The organism is Stenotrophomonas sp. WHRI 8082, from assembly GCF_040223995.2.
In the GTDB taxonomy this organism is placed as follows: Bacteria; Pseudomonadota; Gammaproteobacteria; order Xanthomonadales; family Xanthomonadaceae; genus Stenotrophomonas.
Genome location: NZ_CP167826.1, coordinates 3,942,995 through 3,966,074, shown reverse-complemented (window position 1 = coordinate 3,966,074; position 23,080 = coordinate 3,942,995). Strand labels below are relative to the sequence as shown.

The following is a 23,080-nucleotide window of genomic DNA, read 5'->3' as shown; positions in this document are numbered from 1 at the left end:
TCTTTCTCATCCTCCAATGGAGGCCAGGTGCGGGATCAACCCCGTCTGGCCCCGGTGCAATCCGTGTCCGGCCGCCTTCAACCCGAGCTGGGTGGTGATGCGGGCCAGCAGGGCATCGAAATCGTCGTCGGACTGCAGGAGCGGGCGCAGCGGCACACCGAACTCGCCGAACAGGCACAGCCGCAGGTCGCCACGCGCGGTCACCCGCAGGCGATTGCAGCCGGCGCAGAAATCACGCGCGTACGGGGCGATGATGCCGACCGTTCCACGATGTCCGGGATGGCCGAACTCTCGCGCCGGGCCGGCATCGGCTCCACGCGGCCGTTCGCTCCAGCCTGCCGCCAGCAGTTGCGCGATGATCACATCGGCGCGCAGGTGATGGCGTTCGAAATAGGCTTCGTTGTCGCCGGTGCGCATCAGCTCGATGAAGCGGATGCTGACCGGGCGCTCGCGCAGGAAGTCCATCCACTGCGGCAGCTCGTCATCGTTGAGGCCGCGCAGCAGCACCGCGTTGAGTTTCACCGACGGCAGCTCCAGCGCCTGCGCCATCTGCAGCCCCTGCAGGATCTCGGGCAGCCGGTCGTGACCGGTGATGGCCTTGAAGCGATCGCGCTGCAGGCTGTCCATGCTGACGTTGAGCGCGGTCAATCCCGCCCGGTGCCATCCAGGCAGCCGCCTCGGCAGCTGGGTGCCGTTGGTGGTGATCGCCACCTTGCGGATACCCGGCACGGCCGCCACGGTTTCGATGATCGCATCGAGATCCTTGCGCAGGCTGGGCTCGCCGCCGGTAAGCCGGATCTTGTGCATGCCCAGCGCCGCGAACGCGCGCACCAGCCGGCCGATTTCGTCCAGCGCGAGAAAGCGCGGACGCCCATCCGCCTGGTAGCCGTCCGGCAGGCAATAGCTGCAGCTGAAATTGCAGGCTTCGGTCAGCGAAAGACGCAGGTACGGGAAGCGCCGGCCAAAGCCATCGCTGAGCGGCGGCGCCGCCGCTGATCCTGCTGCTGTGTCTGCGCGATGCGCCATGTCCTGACCTTGCCTGCGTTCTTCATGCATAGCGATCAAGGCTAACCGCCGCCGCGTCGACAGGGCATGACTGAGTCGCTTCAACCCTGCCGCGCAGAGGCCTGTTCGGCCGGCGCCGCGTGTCGCCGCCGGGTTCATCGTCTGTAGGAGCGCGCGCGACGACTGCACGCATCTGCACGAACATGCACGCAATCACGGCTTTTGGGCTAGGATGACGGGCTTGCCATGTCCTGGATGCCCCATGTTCCCTCTCCCTATGCTGATTGTTTCCCTGCCCGCTGGCGGAGGCGGGACGGTGTCGACGACGACGGCCGCCGCCCGATGAGCGGCCCTGACACGCTGCCGGGCGAACGCCAGCACTACATCCTGCGCGTGTTGCGCGACGAAGGTCGCGTGCTCGCCGCGCCACTGGCCGCGCATTTCGGCGTGTCGGAAGACTCCATCCGCCGCGACCTGCGTGAGCTGGACCAACGCGGTCTGTGCCGTCGCGTCCATGGCGGCGCATTGCCGCTGACGCCGGCGTTTCCGCCCCTGGCCGAGCGACAGCAGCATCAGTCGTCACGCAAACACGCGCTGGCGCTGAGCGCCGTCAGCCTGCTGCAGCCCGGCAACGTCGTCGCACTGGATGCGGGCTCGACCAACAGCGCGATTGCGGCTGCCCTGCCCGGTGACCGCGCCTTGCGCGTGGTGACCAACGCGCCGGACATCGCCCTGGTGCTGATGGGGCGCGGCGACATCGAGGTCACCCTGATCGGTGGACGCCTGGATGCGCGGTCCGGCGCAGTGCTTGGGGCGCAGGCGCTGGAGCAGTTGGCCACGCTGCGGGTCGATGTGGGCTTCATCGGTACCTGCGCCCTGGACAGCGAAGGGGAGGCGTGGGCCATCGACGGCGAGGAGGCCGCTTTCAAGCGCGCGTTGCTGCGCTGCTGTGATCGTTTCGTGGTGGTGGCCATGACGGAAAAACTGGGTGCCGTGGGCGCGCACCGTATCGGCCGGCGTGATCAGGTCGACACCGTGCTGGTCGAAGCCGATGCGCCTGCCGCCTTCATCGACGGCCTGCGCCAGCGTGGCGTGGCGGTCGTGCCCTGCCCTGACACCGCTGCCTGACTCCTGCCTGGAAAACGTCACGATGAACGATCTGTCCCGCCCTGCCGCCTTGCGCCAGCAGCACGCTACACGCGCGGTGTTCTTGCTGCCCGGCTTCGCCATCGCGGCGTGGGCACCGCTGGTGCCGTTCGCCAAGATGCGTACGGGGTTGGACGAGGGCACGCTGGGGCTCGCCCTGCTCTGCCTCGGCGCAGGCTCGCTGCTGGCGATGCCGGTCGCCGGTGCGTTGGCCGCGCGTTTCGGCTGCCGCGCCCTGATGTTGGCCACGCTGGCACTGGCTTGCCTGGCGCTGCCCTTTCTCGCCGTGGCACCGAATGCCTTTGCGCTGGCTGGCGCGTTGTTTGTGTTTGGTGCGGGCGTGGGGGCCTGCGACTGCGTCATGAACCTGCAGGCGGTCATGGTGGAGCGCGATGCACAGCGGCCGATGATGTCGGGCTTCCACGCGTTCTACAGCATCGGCGGCGCGGTGGGTGCAGCGGCGATGACGGCGCTGCTCGCGCTGGGTGCGGCGCCGTGGGTCGGCGCGTGCCTGCTGGTCGCGGTGATGGGGGTGGTCATCCTGCAGGCCGCGCCGCACTGGCGCCGTGAGCGCGCCCCCGCTGATGCGCCGATGTTCGCCATCCCGCGTGGAGTGGTGCTGCTGATCGGCGCCCTGTGCTTCGTCGCCTTCCTGTGCGAAGGGGTCATGCTGGACTGGAGCGCGGTGTTCCTGCATGAAGTGCAGGCGGTGCCGGCAGGTCGCGCGGGGCTCGGCTTCCTGGTGTTTTCGGTGGCGATGACCGTCACCCGCCTGTTCGGTGACCGGGTGGTTGCCCGGCTGGGCGCCCTGCGTGCGGTACTGGCGGGGGCGGCACTCGGCGCGGCGGGACTGCTGATGGCCACGTTCGCCGACACGCTGCCGCTGGCGTTGTCGGGCTACGCGTTGGTGGGCCTGGGGTGCGCGAACATCGTGCCGGTGCTGTTCACCCTTGCCGGCAACCAGAAGGCCATGCCGGAAAGCCTGGCGATTCCGGCGGTGACCACGCTGGGCTATGCGGGCGTCCTGGCCGGACCGGCGCTGGTCGGGTTTGTCGCGCACCTGAGCAGCCTGGTGGTCGCCTTCGTACTGGTGGCCATCGCCTTGCTGCTGGTCGGCGTCGGCGCGCGCGCAATCGGTGCGGGCTCACGGCGACTCTTTCTGTAGCGCCGAGCCATGCTCGGCGGCTGTTCGTTCCGTGCCCCGGATACGTTCCGCCGAGCGTGGCTCGGCGCTACCGGGGGCGCGTCTCGCGACGGAGCCTGTGCCCGCCGAGCGTGGCTCGGCGCTACCCGTGCGGGGCGTGCGCCGGCGTTACCGGAGCAGGCCGCGGCGGCGGAACCACCATTCCAACGGCAATGTGGCCAGTGGTGGCACGGCCGCGACGATGGCGAGCAGCGTGGCCCACCATGGCCAGCGTAGTCGCAGCGCAGCGATCACAGTGACGGCCAGATAGGCCATGAACGCCACGCCGTGCAGCCGGCCGAACCACCACACCACCGACTCGGTGGCCTGCGGGCCGTATTTCAACCACATGCCCAGCAACAGGCCGGCCCACGTGAGGGCCTCGAAAAACGCCGTCCAGGCGAACACGCGGCCCATCGGACTGATCGGGGGTAAAGGCTTCAACAGGAACTCCAGGGCCGCTTGCAGGAATACGGATGATACGCATCCGCAGCCGAGGCTCATGCTGCACCGACGCTTGCAGGCTCTGGAATCCGGTGATAGCGTCGTAATTACTCCGTAATTACAAAGGTCATCGGCATGACCCGTGTCTGGAATACCCTTGAGCAGCAGCGCCAAGCGCGCCTGCAACGCGCCGCCCAAGCCGGCTTGGCGCGCGAGGTGCCGCACGCCCGCGTGATCGACCTGTTCGAAGCCGTCATCGAGCCTGGGGACCGCGTCTGTCTGGAAGGCAACAACCAGAAGCAGGCCGACTTTCTGGCCGAATCGCTGGCCCAGGTCAATCCGGAACGGGTGCGCGACCTGCACATGGTGCAGTCCGTGCTCTCCCTGCCCTCGCATCTGGACGTGTTCGAGCGCGGCATCGCCAAGCGCCTGGACTTCTCCTTCTCCGGCCCACAGGGCGGTCGCCTTGCGGGCCTGGTGGCTGAAGGACGCATCGACATCGGCGCGATCCACACCTATCTGGAACTGTTCGGCCGCTACTTCATCGACCTCACCCCGAAAGTCGCCCTGATCGCTGCCCAGGCAGCGGACCGCCATGGCAATCTCTATACGGGTCCAAACACCGAAGACACCCCGGTCATCGTCGAGGCCACTGCTTTCCGCGGCGGCATCGTCATTGCCCAGGTCAACGAGATCGTCGACACCCTCCCCCGCGTCGACATCCCGGCGGACTGGGTCGATTTCGTGACCCTCGCGCCGCGCCCCAACTACATCGAACCGTTGTTCACCCGCGATCCGGCACAGATCTCCGAGATCCAGGTGCTGATGGCGATGATGGCGATAAAAGGCATCTACGCGGAGTACGGGGTGCAGCGCCTCAACCATGGCATCGGCTTCGATACCGCGGCGATCGAACTGCTGCTGCCCACGTACGGCGAATCGCTGGGGCTGAAAGGCAAGATCGGCAGCCACTGGGCACTCAATCCGCATCCGGCGCTGATCCCGGCCATCGAATCCGGCTTCGTCAAATCCGTGCATTCGTTCGGCTCGGAACTGGGCATGGAGAAGTACATCCAGGCGCGTCCCGATGTGTTCTTCACCGGTGCCGACGGCAGCATGCGCTCCAACCGCGCGTTCTCGCAGACCGCCGGCCTGTATGCCTGCGACATGTTCATCGGATCCACCCTGCAGATCGACCTGCAGGGCAACAGCTCCACCGCCACCCGCGACCGCATCGCCGGCTTCGGCGGCGCGCCCAACATGGGATCGGATGCACGCGGCCGTCGCCACGCCAGTCCAGCCTGGCTGAAGGCGGGCGCGGAAGCGGCACTGCCCGGCCAGATGCCGCGCGGTCGCAAACTGGTGGTGCAGATGGTGGAAACCTTCCGCGAACACATGGCGCCAGCCTTCGTCGACCGGCTGGATGCCTGGGAGCTGGCCGAGCGCGCGAACATGCCCCTGCCGCCGGTAATGATCTACGGCGACGACGTGACCCACATCCTGACCGAGGAAGGCATCGCCAACCTGCTGCTGTGCCGCACCCCGGAAGAACGCGAACAGGCGATACGCGGTGTCGCCGGCTACACCGCCGTGGGCATGGGCCGCGACAAAGCGATGGTGGAGAACCTGCGCGACCGCGGTGTGATCCGCCGCGCCGAGGACCTGGGCGTACGCAGCCGCGACGCCACGCGCGACCTGCTCGCCGCCCGCTCGATCAAGGATCTCGTGCACTGGTCCGGCGGCCTGTACGACCCGCCCAAACGCTTCCGCAACTGGTAAGGGACAGCATTCATGGAAACCCTCCGTTATCGTTTTCCCGGTGAGCGCCTGCTGGGCGCCGCCGATCTGCACGCCCTGGTCGGCGTGGTCGCCTCGGGCAATCTGGAAGTACTGGTCGAAGCGGTGCCGCTTGATGGCGCCATGGAGATCGACGTGATCACGTCGGCCCGCGGCTTCGGTGAGATCTGGCAGGCGGTGCTGGCCGACTTCGCCGCACGCCATCCGCTGCGCGATGTCCGACTGTCCATCAATGATGCGGGGGCGACGCCGGCCGTGGTGAGCCTGCGCCTGCAGCAGGCACTGGAAGCGCTCGACGAGCGGGGACAGCAGCCATGAGCCAGCGCAGCTACTACGAAGCCGATGCCCGCGAGCGCATCGCTGGCCTGCTCGATGCCGGCAGCTTCACCGAATACTACGGCCCGCGCCGGCGCACCATCAGCCCGCACTTGGCCCAGCTGGACGTGCCCGGGGCGTTCGACGATGGCATCGTCGTCGGCGCAGGCACATTGCGGGGTCGCGCGGTGCTGGTGGCCGCGCAGCAGGGCGCCTTCATGGGCGGCGGCGTGGGCGAAGTGCATGGCGCCAAACTGACCGGCCTGCTGGAACGCGCCCGCAGCGAGCGCCCGGACGCGGTGCTGTTGCTGTTGGACAGCGGTGGTGTGCGCTTGCACGAGGCCAACGCGGGCCTGATTGCGATTTCCGAGATCATGCGCGCCGTGCTGGCGGCACGGGCGGAAGGCATCCCGGTGCTGGCGCTGGTCGGCAGCGGGAACGGGGCCTTCGGTGGCATGGGCATCGTTGCCCGCTGCTGCACCGCGGTGCTGATGTCCGAAGAAGGCCGCTTGTCATTGTCCGGCCCTGAAGTCATTGAAACGGTGCGGGGCGTGGAAGAGTTCGACTCGCGCGACCGCGCCCTGGTGTGGCGCGTCACCGGCGGCAAGCACCGTTACCTTATCGGCGAGGCAGACCAGCTGGTCGCCGACCGGATGGACGCGTTCGTCGACGCCGCCGTGGCGGCCCTCGATGCCGGCGATACGGCAGGAACCGACGACCCGCTTGCGTCCCTGGAACAGGCCCAGCGCGTGCTGGAGGCCCGCATCGCCGCCTATGGCGCGTGCCGCGATGGCCTGGAGATCTGGACCCTGCAGGGCATCGCCCATCCCGAGCGACTGCCCCTGCTCGATACCCCCGCCTTCCTCGATGCGGTTGCCGCGCGGAGCCTGCCATGAAGCTCGATCAGCTGCTGCCTGCCCTGTTCCCGGCCGGCCACGCCATTGCCCGCAACGATGACGTACTGACCGGAACCGCCACCACCGGCGTGGGCGAGATCACGGTCATCGGCACCGCCAACAAGCTCGAGGTGGGCGTTGATCACGCGCTGGCGCTGTCGGCCTGCGTCCTGGCCAGCACCCGTGCGCATCCGCAGCGCCCCATCGTGATGCTGGTCGATACGGCGGGCCAGCGGCTGGCGCGCCGCGATGAACTGCTGGGCATCAACGGGTGTTTCGCGCACCTCGCGCGCAGCCTGGAGCTCGCGCGTCGCCGCGGTGCGCCATTGATCAGCCTGGTGTATGGCGAATCCGTGAGTGGAGGATTCCTGTCCTTCGGCCTGATGGCGGACCGCATCTTCGCGCTTCCCGAGGCCCAGGTCCGGGTGATGGATCTGCGTGCGATGGCGCGGGTCACCAAGCAGCCGCTGGAGAAGCTGCAGGCGTTGAGCACCAGCTCCCCGGTGTTCGCGCCCGGCGTCGACAACTATGTGCGGATGGGTGCGGTGGAAGCGGTGTGGGAGGGCGATCTTGCGGTCGCGCTGGAAGCAGCGCTCGCTGCGCCACCGACCCGCGACCTGCGCCGCGAACGCGGCCTGCAACGCGGCGGACGCCTGCTGGCACACGACGTCGCCCGCGCCGTAGCGGCGGGCGAGGCCTGAGCCATGCAGCGCCACGATCTGGCCTGGATCGACCCGCAGGCGGACTTCACCGCGCTGACCCCGCAGGCCGAAGCCCGTCTGCGCGCCTGGTTGCAGGCACGGCTGCCGGCGGTCATTGCGCGACGTGATCCGGCAACCGATGGCGACCAGCTGCGGCTGGGCGTGCCCTTGCCACTGGCCGAACAGCGCCAGCGCCTGGCCTTGCGCGCGCCGCGCGGTGCGGTCCTGCGCCACGCGCCGCCGCCGCCGCTGCAGGCGGTGCTGGAAACCTGCAGCGGCAGCTGGCGGGCCGCCCTGCACGCGCTGCATCAGCAATGCAGCGGGCGGGGGCTGGCACCGCGCGTGTTCGGCAGCCACGGCTGGCAGGCGGTCACCGGCCGTGAGTACGTACATCCTGGCTCGGACCTCGACCTGCTGTGGGAGGTCGACGATCAGCATGCTGCGACAGCGATCTGCACGCTGTTGCAGCACTGGGAATCCGTGCATCGGCTGCGTGCCGATGGCGAACTGCGGTTCGCCGGTGGACAGGCGGTGAACTGGCGCGAATATGCAAGCGATACACCGCGGGTGCTGGTGAAGGCCGATGCGGCCTGCTGGCTGGCGACGCGCGACGCGCTGGGCGCAGATGCGTGCGCCGACAGGCGGCAGCCTGCATGAACGCGCTCGCGATCCCCTGCCCTTCCCCCCTTTCGCGCGCACCCGCGCACCGGTTGGGCCGCATGGCCATCGCCGCGCTGCACGCCGAGCTGGCGTGCAGTCCGAAACCCGGCCTGGTGACCCCCTTCAGTCGTGGCAGCCACCACGACATGGATGCCGGCACCTTCATGCGCAGCCTGTTCGCGCTGCGCGGATATTTCGTGGCGATTGCCGCACAGGGGCCCACCGCGCAGCGATTCGCGTCGCTGCGACAGCTCGGCCTCAGCGCGGAACAGGCGATGGGCGCAGCGACCGGCGGCATCAACACCCACCGCGGCGCCATCTTCAGCCTGGGCCTGCTGGTCGCACACGCATCGCGGCTGTACGTCCAACAGGGCCGCCCGGCGCCGGCCGAGGCGGTGTGCGCCGATGTTGCACGGTGGCGCGATGACCTGCTGGACGCCCCCTTGGACCCGCGCAGTCCGGGGCAGCGTGCGCGTGCCCTGCACGGCGTCGCCGGTGTCCGCGAACAAGCCGCCGCTGGATTTCCCCTGCTGCAGGAGGTTGGTGTGCCAGCGCTCCGCGCGGCCTTGGCCCACGGGCTGGATCCCGCAACCGCGCATGTGCAGACCCTGATGCAACTGATCGCAGTGGCGGACGACCTCAACCTGCTGCATCGCGGTGGACGTGAGGGACTGGCGTTCGCGCAGGCGAGCGCACGGGAATTCCTGGCCAGCGGTGGCGTCCACGCGGCGGGCTGGTCGGCACGCCTGCGGCGCCTCGGTCAGGCATTCGAGCAGCGCCGGTTGAGCCCGGGCGGCAGCGCAGACCTGCTTGCCTGCAGCGTGTTCCTGCTGATGCAGGAGCGCATGCCATGACGCTCGCGTTCCTGTGCCCCGGCCAGGGCGGACAGCAGCCCGGCATGTTCGATCGCCTTGCCGCGTCGGCGGCCGCCGCGCCGATGCTGCAGGTGCTTGCGCAGCTGCTCGGTGCGGCACCGGCCACGCTGGCGGCGGACCCGGACCGGTTCCGCAATGCCATCGCTCAACCCCTTGTCTGTGCGGCGGCGCTGGGCCACTGGCTCGCCCTTCGCGATCACCTCCCTCCCCCACGGGTGGTGGCCGGCTACAGCGCGGGCGAACTCGCCGCCCACGCGGTGGCTGGCAGCCTGGAGCCGGCGCAGTGCCTGCAACTGGCCATCGACCGCGCGGCGACCATGGACGCCGCAGCGCCCGCCGACGGCGGACTGCTGGCGGTGATCGGGCTGGAGCGCGCCGTCATCGACGTGCTGTGCCGCGATCACGGTGTCTTCGTCGCCATCGTCAACGGCGACGACCACGTCGTGCTGGGCGGGCAACGCCCTGCGCTGGATGCCTTGCAGGCCGCAGCCGAGTCCCGTGGCGCGCGCAGCGTGCCGCTGCCGGTGTCGGTGCCGGCGCACACCCCCCTGCTGGCCAGCGCGGCGGCGGCGTTCGCCCAGCGTCTTGCGGTGACCGAGCTGCATGCGCCGCGCACCCGGTTGTTGGCCGGCATCGACGGTCGCAGCGTGGTCACCGTGGAACAGGTCCGCCGATCACTGGCGAAGCAGATCGAACAGACCGTGCAGTGGCAGACGGTCATGCAGCAGGCCGTCGAACACGGTGCCCGCGTGTTCCTGGAGCTCGGCCCGGGCAGTGCATTGAGCCGGCGCGCCCGTGAGCTGCATCCGCAGCTGCAGGCACGCTCGGTGGAAGAGTTCCACACGCTGGAGGGCGTGCTGGAGTGGGTGGAGGCGGCCTGTGCGCGCGCATGAGCGCACGCACCGGTCAGAACGTACACGCAGTACCCCTGGATGGCGGGCCGCCATCCGAGCTGGTTGACCAGGTGTCTCGGGAGGGCGCATGAGTCCAGAAATCGCAACGATCATCGGACTGGTGATCATGTTCATCGTGGCCACGGCCCTGCCCATCAACATGGGCGCCGTCGGCTTTGCATTGGCGTTCATCGTCGGCGGCATATGGGTCGGGATGGACGGAAAGGAAGTGCTGGCCGGCTTCCCGGGTGACCTGTTCCTGACCCTGGTCGGCATCACGTATCTGTTCGCGATCGCGCAGAAGAACGGCACCATCGACCTGCTGGTGCATTGGGCGGTGAAAGCCGTGCGCGGCCACATCGTGGCCATTCCCTGGGTGATGTTCGTGGTCACTGCGGTGCTGACGGCCTTCGGCGCCCTGGGCCCCGCTGCGGTCGCGATCATCGGGCCGGTCGCGCTGCGCTTTGCCAAGCAGTACCGGATCAATCCGCTGATGATGGGCCTGCTGGTGATCCATGGCGCGCAGGCCGGCGGTTTCTCACCGATCAGCGTGTACGGTGGCATCACCAACCAGGTCGTGCAGAAGGCCGGGCTGGAAGTCACGGAAATGGCCGTGTTCCTGACCAGCCTGGGCTTCAACACCCTGATGGCCTTCATCTGCTTCTTTGCGTTCGGCGGCATCGCGCTGATGCGCCGCGGACCCGAGCTTGCAGCCGAGCCGATGGTCGCCGGCGTGCAGGCGTCGTCGCGCCAGTTCGCCATTGAAGGCCATGGCGCGGTGGTCAGTGCCGGCGGTGGCACGCTGTCCAACGATCCCCTGGCACTGGAAGAAGTGCGGCTCAACCGCGACCGCCTGATCACTTTGATCGGCCTGCTCGGCCTGGGTGTTGCCGCACTGGTCTACGACCTCAACGTGGGCCTCGTCGCGATCACCGTAGCGGTGGCCATCGCGTTGGCTTCGCCGAGTGCACAGAAGGGCGCGGTGGATGGCATCAGCTGGTCCACGGTGCTGTTGATCAGCGGTGTGGTCACCTACGTTGCGGTGCTGCAGAAGGCCGGTGCGGTCGATTTCGTGGGCCATGGCGTGGGCGCCATCGGCATCCCGCTGCTCGGCGCGCTGCTGGTCTGCTACGTGGGTGGCATCGTCTCGGCATTCGCCTCGTCGGCTGCCGTGTTGGGTGCCACCATCCCGTTGGCGGTGCCGTTCCTGATGCAGGGCCATCTCAGCGCGGCGGGTGTGATCTGTGCGCTGGCGGTGTCTTCCACGGTGGTGGATGTCAGCCCGTTCTCGACCAATGGTGCGCTGGTGGTGGCATCGGCCGCGAAGGAAGAACGCGAAGCCCTGTTCCGCCGCTTCCTGGTGTACAGCGGGCTGGTCGTGGCCTTCGGTCCGCTGCTGGCATGGCTGTTGTTCGTGGTGCCGGGCTGGATGTAAGGCCCACCGGTGCATCGAGGGTGGCGCAACCGCGTCACCCTCGGTGGCAGCGATTAAACTATCCCTTCCTGCATTCGATCACCTGACCATGCCCTTGGCCCCCGGCCCCCGCAGAAGCAACCGTCGCGTGCCGCTCTACGAAGAAGTCGCCGAACAGCTGCGGCAGAAGATCTACGACTATCTGCTGCCACCGGGTGAGTGGATCGACGAACCGGCGCTGGCGGAAGAGCTGGGCATCAGCCGTACGCCGCTGCGCGAAAGCCTGAAGCTGCTGGCTGCCGAGGGCCTGGTGCAGATCGACGCGGGCCGTGGCAGCCGGGTGACGCGGCTCACGCTGGAAGATCTGAATCAACTGTTCCCGGTGATGGCGATGCTGGAAGGCCGCTGCGCACACGACGCCGTGCGGCGCATCGACGATGACGGCATCGCGCATCTGCAGGCACTGCACGACGCCATGGAAAGTGCTGCGGCAAGCGGCGACCTGGCGGAGTACTACCGCAACAACTACCTGATCCACGAATCATTGCAGACCCATGCCGGCAACCCCTGGCTTATCCGGGTGACCCATGATCTGCACCGCATCCTGAAGATGCACCGGGGCCGGCAGTTGCTGACGCCCGGGCGCATGGCCCAGTCCTTGGCCGAGCATCGCGAACTGATGGCCTGCATCAGCCGCCGCGACGCGCAGGCGGCGGAAGCGATGATGAACCGTCACCTGCTCAGCCAGGGTGAGGCACTGGCCGCCTATGTGGCCGCAGGGGGCCAACTCAATGTGCCCGCCCCGCTGCCACGCGAAGGCGGCATCTGAAGGGTAGTGACGGCCGCTGGCCGTCAAGCTCCAGCTGGCCGTCAAGCGTCCAACCTGGCCGTCAGCGCAACGCGACACTCACCGCACGCAGCAGCTCGGACAGGTTGAACGGCTTCGGCAGCAACGCCATACCCGGCCCCAGGAACTCATTGCGGACTGTCGCGCGCTCGGTATAGCCGGTGATGAACAGCACCGGCAGGCGTGGCCTGAGCTCCCGCGCGGCATCGGCCAGCTCGCGTCCATTCATGCCCGGCAGGCCGACATCGGACAACAGCAGTGCGATGCTATCGTCATCGCGCAGTTCGCGCAGCGCCTGGCGTGCATCACCTACGGCCACCACGTCATAGCCGGCCTCGCGCAGCATGTCCTGCACCATCTGACGCACAGAGTCGGTATCGTCCACCACCAACACGCGCTCCAGCCGTCCGCTGGGTGTATCGCGGTGCGCGTCCACCGGCAGTATCCGCGCGGCATCGCCCAACGGCAGCAGCAGCTCCACTTCGGTACCCACGCCGGGCTCGCTGCTGATGCGCGCCACGCCGCCACTTTGTCGTGCGAAACCATACGTCATCGACAGGCCCAGCCCGGTGCCCTCGCCCTGCGGTTTGGTGGTGAAGAAGGGCTCGAACACCTTCTTCAGCAGATGCGCCTCGATGCCACTGCCGTTGTCCATCACCTTGACGCTGATGTAGTCACCGGCCGCCAATGCGTAATCGCCGTCCACCCGCGCGCGCTCGCCGCGGATGCGGATCAGCCCGTTCCCGCCCAGCGCATCGCGCGCATTGATCACCAGGTTCAGCACCACGCTTTCGAACTGGTTCGGATCGGCCAGCGCGACCAACGGCTCGTCACCCAGCTCGAACTCGAGCTCGATGTTCTCGCCGATGGTCCGCCGCAGCAGGTCTTCCAGCGAGTGGATGCACGCACTGACATTGAATGGACGCGGATCCAGCGGCTGTTTGCGGGCAAACGCCAGCATGCGCTGGGTCAGCGCCGCCGCGCGCGTGGCGGAACTGGACGCTGCTTCGGTATATCGCCCCAGGCGCTCCAGCTTGCCGGTGCTGGCCGCCAGCTCGATCATGTCCAGGCCGGAAATGATCGTGGTCAACAGGTTGTTGAAATCATGCGCGATGCCGCCGGTCAGCTGGCCCAGCGCATCCATTTTCTGCGCTTGCAGCAGCTCGGCTTCGGTCCGTTCGCGCTCGGCGATCTGGTAGGCCAGTTCGCGGCGCTGTTCGCGGTCGCGCTCATGGTGGGCGGTGATGTCTTCCACCACCACCAGGCCAAGGTCCGGCTGTTGATACGGGGTCAGCCGCCACTGGGTCATGCGCGGGTTGCCCGCCGGATTGGGCAGCGCCACGGTGCCTTGCCAGCGTTCGCGCCGATGCAGCGCGTCACGCAGGCCATCGATGAACTCGCCTGCATTGCCCAGCCGTTCCAGCGGCATGCCCGTCGCCGCCTGGCTTCCCAACAGCCGCACGAACGCCTCGTTGGCGTCGTGCACTTTCAGTTCCGCATCCAGCACGGCGATCGGTGCATTGATCTGGCGGAATATCTCGCCGAAACGCGCCTCGGCCTCGCGCAGGGCATCTTCGGCACGCCGTGCCCGCAGCAGGCTGCGCAGTGTGGCGAGCAGCACATCCGGGTCCACCGGGTGCACCAGATAGCCGTCCGCGCCGGCGTCCAGGCCGGTGATCATGTCACCGGTGCTGATCGAAGCCGCGGACACATGCACGATCGGCAGCAGCGCGGTACGCGGCTGCGCACGCAGTTCGCGCACCACGTCGAAACCGCTCATGTCCGGCAGGTTCACATCCAGCACCAACGCCGCGTAGTCGCTGGCGGCCACGGCATCCAGTCCCTCCTGGCCGGTGCCTGCTTCGTCTACCTGGTAGCCGTGGTGTTCCAGCACGCGTCGCACCGAATAGCGCGTGGCGATGTTGTCGTCCACCACCAGCAGCCGGTCACTCTGCTGCACGGGGCACCTCCGCGCTGGCCACCAGCTTCACCGGCAGCACCACGAAGAACTCCGAGCCCTCCCCCGGCACGCTGTTCATGCCGACATGGCCACCGAGCAGGGTGGCGAAACGCTTGCACAGCGACAGCCCCAGGCCGGTGCCACGCAGGCGCTTCTGCAACGGCGAATCCACCTGCATGAAGTCTTCGAACAACGCCGCCTGCATGTCGAGGGGGATGCCGATGCCGGTGTCATGCACGCTGAAGCGCACCGCATCGGTTCCCTCCATCTGCGCGGAAACCACCACCCGGCCACGCGGGGTGAACTTCAAGGCATTGGAGATGTAGTTGCGCAGGATCTGCGCCAGCTTCTTGTCATCGGTGTACAGCATCGGCAGCCGCGGCGGGGCAACGAACTCCAGGTCGATCTGGTTGCCCTCCAGCAGCGGCCGGAACATGCCGCGCAGCGCGGTGAACAGATCCATCAGATCGAACCAGCCCGGCGAGATGGTGATCCGCCCCGCCTCGATCTTGGCCAGGTCCAGCAGGTCATCGACCATCTCGCGCAGCTCGCTGGCCGCGTTGCTGATGAAGGTCACCTGCTGCCGCTGGCCGCTGCTCAGCTCGCCGTCCATGCCATCGGTCAACAGCCGGGTCATGCTCAGGATCGACCCCAGCGGGGTGCGGAATTCATGGCTCATGTAGGACAGGAAACGGCTTTTCAGCTCGGACACCTGGCGCAGTTGTTCGGCCTGCTGGTCCAGCTCGCCATACAGCGCGACCACGCCCTGGTTGGTTTCGTCCAGCTCTGCGCGCAGCGCTTCGTTTTCCTGCCGCAGCCGCTCGAGCTCCTGCGGGTCCGGCACGTCGTTGACGGTCATTAAAACGCTCCTGCACGCAGCGCGACGACGCAGACATCGTCGCGACCACGATCAAAATCACGGTGCAGCACGGCCACCACCAACGCGGGGTGGCGATGCTGCAGCCCCGGGTAATCACGCATGCTCCAACGCGCCTGGACCCCGTCGCTGTGCATCACCATCAGCGTGCCAGCCGGTGCGTGAAGGGCAAATGCCTGGGCCTTGCGGTACTGCACGCCGACGATGCCGGGCATGGACGCCATGCCGCGCGACGTGTCGGCGATCAGCAGGCTGCCGGCGATGTTGCCCACGCCGGCGAAGTCGATCGCGCCGTTGTCCAGCGACAGGCAGGCCACCGCCGCCGCTCCCCCGCGCGAGCCGGAAAGCCCGGCATGCAGGCGTGCGATGCGATCCACGGCACCCTCGCCCGCTGGCGCCAGTGCTGATGCGCGCACCCCGGCTTCAGACGCCGCGGCGGCCAGTACGCCGTGGCCCAGCCCGTCGATCATGGTCAAGGTCAGCTGGCGGGCCTGCACCTGCAGGTGCCATGCATCGCCGCAGGCGTCTTCGTGCTTGATCGGCAGGCGAACGGCACCGTAGGCAAGGTCCGCATCGCGTGGGGCGCGCTCGGCATGGATGCGTGCTAGCACGACCGTGCCGCGGTCATCGCTCCACACGTCCATGACCCGTGACTGACGGGCGATCACGCCCATGCCCAAGCCTTGGCTGCCACCGGTCGAGTAGCCGTCCTGCAGGGCCTGCGCGAGCACGAACCCCGGGCCGCGATCGATCGTGCACAGCTCCACGCCAGGGCCGTCGTGGCCGGCGATCACGGAAAGATACATGCGGCCACCGCCGCCATGGCGCCACAGATTCGTGGCCAGTTCGGTAGCGGCCAGCGCAACGCGTCCGGCATCCCCCTCGTTGAATCCGGCCTGGCTCGCCAGCGACAGTGCTTCGCGTCGTGCCTGGCCGACCTGGGTGGTTTCTTCGATGGTGACAACGCGGGTGACAGGGCCGGAAAAGTTCAGGTCCATTTGGTGATCGTAACCCGTGTGCCTTCGCCGGGCGCGCTGTCCAGCGCGAAATCATCCACCAGCCGCCGCGACCCGGACAGGCCGAGGCCCATTCCGGAACCCGACGACCAGCCGTCGGTGAGTGCCTTCACCTGGTCCGGGATGCCCGGGCCCTGGTCGGCGAATACCAGCTGGATGCCTTTGCGGACGCCGCGCTCGACGGTGGTCCAGTGCATGTCGCCGCCGCCGCCGTAGATCACCGCATTGCGTGCCAGCTCGCTGGCGGCGGTGACCAGCTTGGTCTGGTCGACCAGCCGCAGACCGAACGCCACGGCCAGCTGGCGGACCGTCTGCCGGGCCACGACCACGTCCTGTTCGATGCGCACGGGAATGGAACCGCTGTCGGCGATCATGAGTCGGCGTCGCGTTGCTGGAGCAGCTTCATCCCGCGCTCGACGTTCAGCGCGGTACGCACACCGCGCAGGTCCAGGCCCAGCTCCACCAGGGTGATCGCCACCGCCGGCTGCATGCCTACCACCACGGTGGTCGCATCCATGATGCGGGCCAGCGCGGAGATCGTTGAAATCATGCGGCCGATGAACGAGTCGACGATATCCAGCGCCGAAATGTCGATCAGCACGCCACGTGCGGAGGTGCGCTGGATCTTCTCGGTGAGGTCATCCTGCAGGGTCAGCGCCAACTGGTCGTGCATGTCCACCTGGATGGTCACCAGCAGCAGATCGCCCATCTGCAGGATCGGGATGCGATCCATTTCAGCCGGCCACCTTGGTCACGGTCTGGCCGGTACGCTTCAGCGCCAGCGCCAACGCATCGGCCAGGTTGGCCTTGGTGACGATGCCCTGCAGGTCCAGCCCCAGATGCACGATGGTCTGCGCGATCTGCGGACGCACGCCGCTGATGATCGCGTCGGCGCCCATCAGGCGGATGGCGGTGACGGTCTTCAACAGGTGCTGGGCCACCAGGGTGTCCACGGTGGGCACGCCGGTGATGTCGATGATGGCAATTTCCGAACCGGTATCAACGATGCGCTGCAGCAGCGATTCCATCACCACCTGGGTGCGCTGCGAATCCAGCGTGCCGATCATCGGCAGTGCCAGTACGCCCTCCCACAGCTTGACCACCGGCGTCGACAGTTCCAGCATCTCTTCCTGCTGGCGCTGGATCACTTCCTCGCGCGACTTCTGGAACGCCTTGACCGTGTGCAGGCCCAGCAGATCCAGCAGTTCGGACAGCGCCCACATCTGGTCGCCCAGCTGCTGCGGGTTATCCGCGAAGCCCGCCTGCACCTGCTCGAACAACGGGCGCTTGAGCGAGAACACGAACTGCGCGGTCTCCGACGAGTTGAAGCCGCGACGCGCGCGGTCCGCACTCAGCTCTTCAAGGAAACGCCGCAGCGACAGCCACTCCGCTCCCTGCAGAGAGCCCGCATCGGCGGCGGAGATCGCCTGCTGGAACAAGCGCCAGTACTCGCGCAGCTGACCATCCAGCTCCAGCGGTGAAATCCGGTTGTCCAGCCCCTGCCCACCGGCGGCAAGCGTCTGCTGCCACTGCGCGAGGATCTGCTCCTCGTTGCGGCGGATGAGGTCGAGGGTGCGCTGCTGCAATGCCGCCATGAAAGTATCCTGGAATGTTCGGGGGGCGCCTGTACCGACATGCGGTCAAGTCAATCGTCCGTGCCAGACAAGGCGCTGCATGCCTGCATTAAGGTCATACGCGGCATTCCCTGTCCAACACAGCCCCGTCATTACGCAATCAGCAATGTGTTCGCGGCGTGAAGATGCTCAGCCGTCGACGGGAACGTTGCGCTGCAAAGAGATGCGTCCGACCCGGCGCTTTTCCACGGACAGCACGCGCAGGCGGACGTCTGCGTGCTCGACCACGTCACCCGGCACCGGCATCCGGTCAAGCGCGTGCAGCACCAGCCCGGACAGCGTCTGGTAATCGCCCTCACGGGTAAAACGGATGCCTGCATGACGTTGCAGGTCATCCAGCGTCAGCCTGCCGTCGGCCTCCCAGTGACCCGCTCCGATTTCCTGGATGCCGTACTCCTCGCCCTGCGTATCGGCGAGGTCACCGGCAATGGCGGCCAGCAGGTCGTTGGCAGTCACCAGGCCCTCCACGCCACCGTACTCGTCCACCGCCACCGCCAGCGGCACCGGGTGCTGGCGTATCAGCTCCAGCACCTGCAGCGCGCTGGCCGTGGACGATACGAACTGCGCGTCGCGCAGGCTGGCCTCCAGCTGCAGCGGCCTGCCCTGCAGCAGATTGGCCAGCAGGTCGCGGCTCTGCACCACGCCACGCAGGCGATCCAGGTCGCCGTCTGCGACCAGCAGCCGGGTGTGCGGGCTGGCGATCAGCCGGGCGATCACGTCCTCCTGGCCGCGGCTGATGTCCAGCCACTGCACGTCGGTGCGCACGGTCATCACGCTGGACACCGGTCGCTCGGCCAGTGTCAGCACGCTGCGGATCATGTCCTGTTCGGCCGGCTGCAGACGCTCGCTGGCATCGCCATCGCGGTCCGGATCATCGTCACGCGGCGAGCCGGCATCGCGTGCGCCGAACATGCGCATCACCGCGTCGGCCGTGCGCTGGCGGAACGGGACCAGCTGGGCGTCCCGCTCGCGGTTGAAGCCCACCCATTGGTTGAAGGACTCGACCAGGATGGAGAACGCGATCGCGGCATACAGATAGCCCTTCGGAATCTTGAAGCCCAGCCCCTCGGCCACCAGGCTGAAGCCGATCATCAGCAGGAAGCCCAGGCACAGCACCACCACCGTGGGATGCTTGTTGACGAAGCGGGTGAGCGGTTTGCTGGCCAGCAACATCAACGCCATCGCGATGGTCACTGCCGCATACATCACGCCCAGGTTGTCCACCATGCCGACGGCGGTGATCACCGAGTCCAGCGAGAACACCGCATCGAGCACCACGATCTGGGCGACGACGGTGCCGAAGCTCGCATAGACCCGGTTGCCACCGTCCTCATGCGTACGTCCTTCCAGCCGTTCATGCAGCTCCATGGTGCCTTTGAACAGCAGGAACAGGCCGCCGGCCAGCAGGATCAGGTCGCGGCCGGAAAAATCATGGCCGAGCACCGCGATCAGGGGCTCGGTGAGTTTCATGATCCACGACAGCGCGGCCAGCAGGACAAGCCGCATCAGCAGCGCCAGCGTCAGCCCGATCACCCGCGCGCGGTCACGCTGGTGCGGCGGCAGCTTGTCGGCCAGGATCGCGATGAAGACCAGGTTGTCGATGCCGAGCACGATCTCCAGCACCACCAGGGTTGCAAGCCCCATCCATATCGAGGGGTCAGCCAGCCATTCCATGATTCGTTCTTTTCAGTCGTTGAGGGGGGTGAAGCGTTCGAAGCTCAGGGGCCTTCGTCCTGCGCGCGCGCCGGATCGTGGCCCAGCAGGTCGCCTGGCGTGCAGCGCAGCTCGCGGCAGATCGCATCCAGGGTGGAAAACCGAATCGCGCGCGCCTTGCCGGTCTTCAGGATCGACAGATTGGCCAGGGTGATGTCGATGCGCCCGGCCAGCTCGGACAGGGTCATGCCGCGTTCCAGCAGCATGCGGTCGAGGGTGATGACGATCGCCATCAGACCACGCCGTCCAGGTCCTCGCGCATGGCCGTGCCAACCGCGAACACATGCGCGATCACGAACAGCATCAGGACCGCGATAAGCCCGGTGATGGACATGCCGCCCCCCACTTCCATCCATGCGAACTGCGGGCCCATCCAGCTGGCGTAAAGGCCGATGAGGATCGACAGCAGCTCCATCGCCAGCATCAGCCAGGCCATGCGCTGCAGGCGTGTCACGTTGCCGCGGGTGAACGGCTGCTGCTCACGCACCGAGCGCACCAGCCGCTGCAGGTGGCGCAGGAAGACCAGCCCCAAGGCCAACAGCACCACGATCGCCAGCAGGCCGGCGCTGAAGTGCAGCAGCAGATGGGGGACGTCGCCGTGTTCGGCAACGACGCGGGCATCGACTGCATCCAGCAGGCGCGCGGGGCGATGGAACACCAGCGGAACAGCACACAGGGCGCCCAGGATGCCCAGCCAGCACATTGCCATGACGGCGTGGATGGCGGCATGGGTCAGGTTGAAGATACCGCGCGATCTCGGCGCACGGTGGGTACGGCTTGGCACGAAGCCTCCGGCAGATGGTCACCGGAAGAGTGACCCGCCTTATTGATAAACGATAAACGCGATCGTGTCCAGCGTCCCGCACGACGATCCCATGACGGGGACTGCCGCGAGGAGGGGCGGCTGCGGGGCGCTACATCCGGTCCAGCGCCGCGCGCAGTGCCGCCACCTGCTCTGTGCCGGACTGCAGGTGGTCCGCCTCCAGCCCGGCCAACGCAGGATTGTAGTGGTGCATCGTGGAGCTGACCCGCACCTTGGCCGAGGCGTGCAGCTCCCGGCAGCCGGTGCGCAGGGCAATCGCCGCGATGCGATCGGCGGTGATGCCGGCACCGGCCATCACCGCGATGCGTCCGTCCGCCTGGTGCACGGTCGCGGCCAGCGCATCGGCGCCCTGCTCCGCCGACGCCTGTCCGCCCGAGCTGAGGACCCGGCTGCAGCCGAGCGCGATCACGTCCTCCAGCGCCCGCGACAGATCGCGGGCGGCGTCGAAGGCGCGGTGGAAGGTCACCTGCATGCCGCCTGCCGCTTCGACCAGGCGCTGGCACAAGGGCATATCGACATCGCCATCGGCGGTCAACGCGCCCAGCACCACGCCATCCACGCCCAGCGTCCGGCAGTGCAGGATGTCTTCCCGCATCACCTGCGCTTCCCAGTCGCCGTAGCGGAAGTCGCCGGCCCGCGGCCGGATCAGCACGAACAGCGGCAGCTGCACGCGCTCGCGGGCGACCGCAAGCGTGCCATGCGACGGCGTGAGACCGCCGGACGCAAGGTCGGCGAACAGTTCCACACGGTCCGCTCCCCCGGCCTGCGCGGCCAGTGCCGAGCCCACCCCATCGCAGGCGATTTCAAGTACGTGCGGGGCGCTCATGTCTGTTCGCTGCGGTAGACCGACGCCGCATCGTGCAAGGCATCCTGGCGCTGCGTATCGCACACCGCGTACACGAACCCACGGTGCAGCGCGTAGGCGCCAACGTCGCCATCCCGGTTCATCGCCAGGAAACAGACCTGCAGCGTGCGGCTGGCTTCGGGACGCTTGCGCACGACCCGCGCGATCGCTTCGCGACAGGCCTCGGCCGGACTGCGGCCCTGGCGCATCAGTTCGACTACCAGGAACGAGGCCGCGTTGCGGATCATCTCTTCGCCCACGCCGGACGCGGTGGCCGCGCCGACCTCGTTGTCGACGTACAGCCCCGCTCCGATGATCGGACTGTCGCCCACGCGGCCCTGCATCTTCCACGCCATGCCACTGGTGGTGCAGGCCCCGGCCAGCCGTCCCTGTGCGTCGAGGGCGAGGATCCCGAGGGTGTCGTGGTTGCTGCTGTCGCCCGGAATGCTGCGTCGTTCGGCATTGATCTGTGGCGCGTACTCTGCGGTCTTCTGCCACGCCTTCCAGGCCTTCTCCGCCGTCGGCGTCAGCAGCTTTTCGCGCGGGAAGCCCTGCTCGATCGCGAACTGCCGGGCGCCCTGCCCGACCAGCATCACATGCGGCGTATGCTCCATCACCCGCCGGGCCACCGACACCGGATGCAGGATGTCCACCAGCGCGGCCACCGAACCGCAGCGGCCATCGCCGTCCATGATGCTCGCATCCAGGCTGAGGTTGCCATCGCGATCCGGATTGCCGCAGCGTCCCACGGTGGGGTTGCACAGCTCGCTTTCCGCCCAGCGTGCCCCCTGCTCCACCGCGTCGAGTGCGCTGCCGCCGGCGGCGAGCGTCTTCCACGCCACCTGGTTGGCACCGACGCCAAAGTCCCAGGTGGACACCACCCTGGCGCCGGCAGCGGGTGCGGATCCGCGTGCGCCACGGGGCAACCCCAGTGCACCGATGGCCAGCGCGCCGGCCTGCAGGAAAGTTCTACGGTCGCTCATGCGGTGTCGCTCCAGATCGCCCATGCCATGCCCGGCCACCGGCCGGGCAGCATCACATCGTATCGCCCTTCCAGGCTGCGGCACCGAGTACGCCCAGCTCGCCGTGCTCGACGCGCCATACCGGCACCTGCTGCAGGACGCTGCCCAGCACGCCCTTGTTGAGGAAGCGCGCCACGAACGGGCTGTCAGCGATGAACGGGGCGATATGCGCGGACACGCCGCCGGCCAGGTAGACCGAGCGCGCGCCGAAGGCAATCGCCAGATCACCGACGAAGCTGCCCAGCCAGCCGCAGAACACCTGCACGGTCTCGCTCGCAAGCGGATCATCGCCGGCCTTCGCCGCCGCGAGCAGCGAGGCGGTGTCCCGCCAGCGCGGCGACACCGTGCGCAGCACGCACAGGCACTCATAGAGATTGATCATGCCGGTGCCCGACAGCACGCGCTCGTTGTCGACATGCGGCCAGCGCTGCAGCAGCAGGCGCAGTACGTCCAGCTCCAGCGGCGTACCGGCGGCCAGCGCCGAATGCCCGACCTCGCTGGCAAGCACCGGTCGCTCACCGTCGGCGAACCGCAGTGCCGCACCCAGCCCAGTGCCCGGGCCAAGGACCAGCGCAGGCCATGCAGATGCAGCGCCGTCACCGTCATGCAGCGGCACAAGCGCGTCGGCATGCACGTGCGGGATGGCCAGCGCCACCGCTTCGAAGTCGTTGATCAACTGCAGGTGATGCAACCCTGCGTCACGCCGCGTGGCCTCGCGCGCCACCGGCCACGGCAGGTTGGCGTTGACCAGCGTGTCACCCTGCAGCAGGCCGGCGATGGCGACCACCGCACGCAGGCCGGCAGGCGGCGCGCTTCCGGCAAACTCGGACAGGATCGCGGCCAGGCTGGGATAGTGCGCGCACTGGTAACGGCGGAACCCGTCTATGTGCGGCGCGGTGCCGTCATCGTTAGCCCACGCCAGGCGGGCATACGTACCGCCGACATCGGCCACGATCAGGGGCGCGGAAGATCCGGCAACGGGAGGCGTCACGGGGGATGGGCCCGACTGTGGGGC

Annotated in this window: 25 protein-coding genes; 11 read left to right on the top strand and 14 right to left on the bottom strand. The window is 67.9% G+C overall.

The genetic code is table 11. From position 1 onward, the window contains the following. Positions 1 to 6 precede the first annotated feature (6 nt). A complete protein-coding gene (moaA, locus tag ABRP17_RS17480; protein WP_349984325.1) occupies positions 7 to 1,026 on the bottom strand; it encodes a GTP 3',8-cyclase MoaA in 1,020 nt (339 codons plus the stop codon). A gap of 321 nt (positions 1,027 to 1,347) precedes the next feature. On the opposite strand from moaA, the gene ABRP17_RS17475 reads away from it, so the two are divergent. Continuing rightward, the gene (locus tag ABRP17_RS17475; protein WP_349984326.1) at positions 1,348 to 2,133 is read left to right on the top strand and encodes a DeoR/GlpR family DNA-binding transcription regulator; all 786 of its coding nucleotides are present in this window, start codon (positions 1,348 to 1,350) and stop codon (positions 2,131 to 2,133) included. A gap of 22 nt (positions 2,134 to 2,155) precedes the next feature. Further along, positions 2,156 to 3,316 (top strand): MFS transporter, encoded by a 1,161-nt coding sequence (locus ABRP17_RS17470; protein WP_349984327.1) that lies wholly within the window; start codon positions 2,156 to 2,158, stop codon positions 3,314 to 3,316. Positions 3,317 to 3,463: 147 nt separating this feature from the next. On the opposite strand, the gene ABRP17_RS17465 is transcribed toward ABRP17_RS17470, so the two are convergent. Then, a complete protein-coding gene (locus ABRP17_RS17465) occupies positions 3,464 to 3,751 on the bottom strand; it encodes a DUF3817 domain-containing protein (RefSeq protein ID WP_349984554.1) in 288 nt (95 codons plus the stop codon). A 162-nt stretch (positions 3,752 to 3,913) separates the two neighbouring features. On the opposite strand from ABRP17_RS17465, the gene mdcA reads away from it, so the two are divergent. The 9 genes from mdcA to ABRP17_RS17420 all read left to right on the top strand — a co-directional run bounded on the left by mdcA (position 3,914) and on the right by ABRP17_RS17420 (position 12,158). After that, on the top strand, positions 3,914 to 5,557 hold the full coding sequence (gene mdcA / locus ABRP17_RS17460) for a malonate decarboxylase subunit alpha (protein ID WP_349984328.1): 1,644 nt from the start codon (positions 3,914 to 3,916) through the stop codon (positions 5,555 to 5,557). A 12-nt stretch (positions 5,558 to 5,569) separates the two neighbouring features. Continuing rightward, the gene (gene mdcC / locus ABRP17_RS17455; RefSeq protein ID WP_188327114.1) at positions 5,570 to 5,893 is read left to right on the top strand and encodes a malonate decarboxylase acyl carrier protein; all 324 of its coding nucleotides are present in this window, start codon (positions 5,570 to 5,572) and stop codon (positions 5,891 to 5,893) included. After that, positions 5,890 to 6,786 (top strand): biotin-independent malonate decarboxylase subunit beta, encoded by an 897-nt coding sequence (locus ABRP17_RS17450; protein ID WP_349984329.1) that lies wholly within the window; start codon positions 5,890 to 5,892, stop codon positions 6,784 to 6,786. Before mdcC ends, ABRP17_RS17450 begins: the two co-directional genes overlap by 4 nt. After that, entirely contained in the window at positions 6,783 to 7,487 is a 705-nt protein-coding gene (gene mdcE / locus ABRP17_RS17445) for a biotin-independent malonate decarboxylase subunit gamma (RefSeq protein WP_188327112.1), read from the top strand. Before ABRP17_RS17450 ends, mdcE begins: the two co-directional genes overlap by 4 nt. 3 nt (positions 7,488 to 7,490) lie before the next feature. Further along, entirely contained in the window at positions 7,491 to 8,144 is a 654-nt protein-coding gene (gene mdcG, locus ABRP17_RS17440; protein WP_349984330.1) for a malonate decarboxylase holo-[acyl-carrier-protein] synthase, read from the top strand. Further along, the gene (gene mdcB, locus ABRP17_RS17435) at positions 8,141 to 9,001 is read left to right on the top strand and encodes a triphosphoribosyl-dephospho-CoA synthase MdcB (protein ID WP_349984331.1); all 861 of its coding nucleotides are present in this window, start codon (positions 8,141 to 8,143) and stop codon (positions 8,999 to 9,001) included. The genes mdcG and mdcB overlap by 4 nt, the downstream gene beginning before the upstream one ends. Further along, positions 8,998 to 9,915 (top strand): malonate decarboxylase subunit epsilon, encoded by a 918-nt coding sequence (gene mdcH / locus ABRP17_RS17430; RefSeq protein WP_349984333.1) that lies wholly within the window; start codon positions 8,998 to 9,000, stop codon positions 9,913 to 9,915. Before mdcB ends, mdcH begins: the two co-directional genes overlap by 4 nt. An 88-nt stretch (positions 9,916 to 10,003) precedes the next feature. Next, positions 10,004 to 11,350 (top strand): SLC13 family permease, encoded by a 1,347-nt coding sequence (locus ABRP17_RS17425; RefSeq protein WP_192079667.1) that lies wholly within the window; start codon positions 10,004 to 10,006, stop codon positions 11,348 to 11,350. Between the two features lie 88 nt (positions 11,351 to 11,438). After that, on the top strand, positions 11,439 to 12,158 hold the full coding sequence (locus tag ABRP17_RS17420; protein ID WP_349984334.1) for a GntR family transcriptional regulator: 720 nt from the start codon (positions 11,439 to 11,441) through the stop codon (positions 12,156 to 12,158). A gap of 61 nt (positions 12,159 to 12,219) precedes the next feature. On the opposite strand, the gene ABRP17_RS17415 is transcribed toward ABRP17_RS17420, so the two are convergent. The 12 genes from ABRP17_RS17415 to ABRP17_RS17360 all read right to left on the bottom strand — a co-directional run bounded on the left by ABRP17_RS17415 (position 12,220) and on the right by ABRP17_RS17360 (position 23,056). Then, positions 12,220 to 14,136, bottom strand: coding sequence for a response regulator (locus tag ABRP17_RS17415; protein ID WP_223203022.1), 1,917 nt, complete (start codon positions 14,134 to 14,136; stop codon positions 12,220 to 12,222). Further along, positions 14,123 to 14,995: a sensor histidine kinase KdpD gene (locus ABRP17_RS17410; protein ID WP_188327106.1), complete on the bottom strand. Its 873-nt coding sequence runs from the start codon at positions 14,993 to 14,995 to the stop codon at positions 14,123 to 14,125. Before ABRP17_RS17410 ends, ABRP17_RS17415 begins: the two co-directional genes overlap by 14 nt. Then, positions 14,995 to 16,011, bottom strand: a complete 1,017-nt coding sequence (locus ABRP17_RS17405; RefSeq protein WP_349984337.1) for an ATP-binding protein — start codon at positions 16,009 to 16,011, stop codon at positions 14,995 to 14,997. The genes ABRP17_RS17410 and ABRP17_RS17405 overlap by 1 nt, the downstream gene beginning before the upstream one ends. After that, on the bottom strand, positions 16,002 to 16,403 hold the full coding sequence (locus ABRP17_RS17400) for an ATP-binding protein (protein ID WP_192079675.1): 402 nt from the start codon (positions 16,401 to 16,403) through the stop codon (positions 16,002 to 16,004). Before ABRP17_RS17400 ends, ABRP17_RS17405 begins: the two co-directional genes overlap by 10 nt. Then, on the bottom strand, positions 16,400 to 16,762 hold the full coding sequence (locus ABRP17_RS17395; protein WP_188327103.1) for an STAS domain-containing protein: 363 nt from the start codon (positions 16,760 to 16,762) through the stop codon (positions 16,400 to 16,402). The genes ABRP17_RS17400 and ABRP17_RS17395 overlap by 4 nt, the downstream gene beginning before the upstream one ends. 1 nt (position 16,763) lies before the next feature. Beyond that, the gene (locus ABRP17_RS17390) at positions 16,764 to 17,624 is read right to left on the bottom strand and encodes an STAS domain-containing protein (RefSeq protein WP_188327102.1); all 861 of its coding nucleotides are present in this window, start codon (positions 17,622 to 17,624) and stop codon (positions 16,764 to 16,766) included. A 168-nt stretch (positions 17,625 to 17,792) separates the two neighbouring features. Next, a complete protein-coding gene (locus ABRP17_RS17385; RefSeq protein ID WP_349984338.1) occupies positions 17,793 to 19,337 on the bottom strand; it encodes a TerC family protein in 1,545 nt (514 codons plus the stop codon). A 44-nt stretch (positions 19,338 to 19,381) separates the two neighbouring features. Next, positions 19,382 to 19,609 (bottom strand): helix-turn-helix transcriptional regulator, encoded by a 228-nt coding sequence (locus ABRP17_RS17380; RefSeq protein ID WP_188327100.1) that lies wholly within the window; start codon positions 19,607 to 19,609, stop codon positions 19,382 to 19,384. Beyond that, on the bottom strand, positions 19,609 to 20,079 hold the full coding sequence (locus tag ABRP17_RS17375; RefSeq protein ID WP_188327257.1) for a DUF2975 domain-containing protein: 471 nt from the start codon (positions 20,077 to 20,079) through the stop codon (positions 19,609 to 19,611). The genes ABRP17_RS17380 and ABRP17_RS17375 overlap by 1 nt, the downstream gene beginning before the upstream one ends. Positions 20,080 to 20,290: 211 nt before the next feature. Further along, positions 20,291 to 21,025 (bottom strand): copper homeostasis protein CutC, encoded by a 735-nt coding sequence (locus ABRP17_RS17370; RefSeq protein ID WP_349984339.1) that lies wholly within the window; start codon positions 21,023 to 21,025, stop codon positions 20,291 to 20,293. Then, positions 21,022 to 22,026, bottom strand: coding sequence for a N(4)-(beta-N-acetylglucosaminyl)-L-asparaginase (locus tag ABRP17_RS17365; protein ID WP_349984340.1), 1,005 nt, complete (start codon positions 22,024 to 22,026; stop codon positions 21,022 to 21,024). The genes ABRP17_RS17370 and ABRP17_RS17365 overlap by 4 nt, the downstream gene beginning before the upstream one ends. 52 nt (positions 22,027 to 22,078) lie before the next feature. Continuing rightward, the gene (locus ABRP17_RS17360) at positions 22,079 to 23,056 is read right to left on the bottom strand and encodes a glucokinase (RefSeq protein WP_349984342.1); all 978 of its coding nucleotides are present in this window, start codon (positions 23,054 to 23,056) and stop codon (positions 22,079 to 22,081) included. Positions 23,057 to 23,080: the final 24 nt, after the last annotated feature.